Consider the following 1,947-nt stretch of genomic DNA (forward strand, 5'->3'; position numbering starts at 1 on the left):
GCTGCCTCAGGCGCTCTTGTTCTGGCGGTTGTCGATGAGGTCGGTGACAACCGCCGGATCGGCAAGCGTTGAGGTGTCGCCGAGCGAGGCGAAATCGTCTTCGGCGATCTTGCGCAGGATGCGGCGCATGATCTTGCCGGAGCGGGTTTTCGGCAGGCCGGGCGCAAACTGGATCAGGTCGGGCGAGGCGATCGGGCCGATCTCCTTGCGCACATGCGCCACCAGCTCCTTGCGCAATTCGTCCGATCCTTCCTCGCCTTCCATCAGCGTGACATAGCAATAAATGCCCTGCCCCTTGATCGCGTGCGGATAGCCGACCACTGCCGCTTCCGAGACCTTGTCATGGGAGACCAGTGCCGATTCCACCTCGGCAGTGCCCATGCGGTGGCCCGACACGTTGATGACGTCGTCGACGCGGCCGGTGATCCAGTAATAGCCGTCTTCATCGCGCCGGCAGCCATCGCCGGTAAAATACTTGCCGGCATAGGTGGCAAAATAGGTTTCGATGAAGCGCTTGTGGTCGCCATAGACCGAGCGCATCATCCCCGGCCAGGGCTGGGTGATGCACAGATTGCCGTCCGCCACCCCTTCCAGCACATTGCCATCATTGTCGACCAGCTGCGGCTCGATGCCGAAGAAGGGCCGCGTCGCAGAACCCGGCTTCAGATCGGTGGCGCCCGGCAGCGGCGCGATCAGGATGCCGCCATTTTCGGTCTGCCACCAGGTGTCGACGATCGGCACCTTGCCATTGCCGACCGTATCAAAATACCACTGCCAGACTTCCGGATTGATCGGCTCGCCGACCGAGCCAAGCAGCTTGAGGCTCTGGCGCGAAGAACGCGTTACCCATTCCTCGCCCGCCCCCATCAGCGCGCGGATCGCGGTCGGAGCGGTGTAGAAGATGTTGACCTTGTGCTTGTCGACCACATCCCAGAAGCGGCCGGCATCGGGATAGTTCGGCACGCCCTCGAACATCAGCGTGGTTGCCCCGTTCGCCAGCGGGCCATAGACGATGTAGCTGTGACCGGTCACCCAGCCGACATCGGCGGTGCACCAGAAAATGTCGCCATCATGGTAGTCGAAGATATATTGGTGCGTCATCGAGGCGTAGACGAGATAGCCGCCGGTGGTGTGCAGCACGCCCTTCGGCTTGCCGGTCGAACCTGAGGTGTAGAGAATGAAAAGCGGGTCTTCCGCATTCATTTTCTCCGGCTCGCAGCTCGGTTCCACCTTGCGGGTTTCTTCGTGATACCAGAGGTCGCGGCCGCGCGCCCAGCCGACCTTGCCGCCGGTGCGGCGCACGACCAGGACGTTCTTGACCATGACATGGTGCTTGGCGGCAATGTCGATCGCCTTGTCGGTGTTCTCCTTCAGCGGAACGGTGCGTCCGCCGCGCAGCCCCTCATCAGCGGTGATGACGAAGGTTGACTGGCAGTCGACGATGCGCCCGCCCAGCGCCTCGGGCGAAAAGCCGCCAAACACCACCGAATGGATCGCGCCGATGCGCGAGCAGGCCAGCATCGCATAGGCCGCCTCCGGGATCATCGGCATGTAGATGGTGACGCGGTCGCCCTTCTTGACGCCATGCGCCCTCAACACATTGGCAAGGCGGCACACATGCTCGTGCAATTCGCGATAGGTGATCTTCTTGTCGTCATAGGGGTTGTCGCCTTCCCAGATGATCGCAACCTGATCGCCGCGCGTTGCAAGGTGACGGTCAATGCAATTGTAGGAGACGTTGGTCTCGCCATCCTCGAACCATTTGATGACCACATCGCCATCAAACGAGGCGTTCTTGACCTTGCTGTAGGGCGTGAACCAGTCAATGCGCTTGCCATGCTCACCCCAGAACCCGTCCGGATCGGCAAGGCTTGCCGCATACCACTCAAGATACGTCTCATTGTCGATCAGCGCGTCCGTCTTCCACGCAGACTGGACAGGGTGAAC

The 1,947-nt window shown here is 61.4% G+C and carries 1 protein-coding gene; it reads right to left on the reverse strand.

The genetic code is table 11. The features are described from left to right. Positions 1-6: 6 nt before the first annotated feature. The coding region (acs, locus tag IOD40_RS19805; protein ID WP_198478424.1) for an acetate--CoA ligase at positions 7-1,947 on the reverse strand (1,941 nt) is incomplete at its 5' end.

Origin of the sequence: Aquamicrobium zhengzhouense (assembly GCF_016124105.1) — a bacterium.
Lineage (GTDB): Bacteria > Pseudomonadota > Alphaproteobacteria > Rhizobiales > Rhizobiaceae > Aerobium > Aerobium zhengzhouense.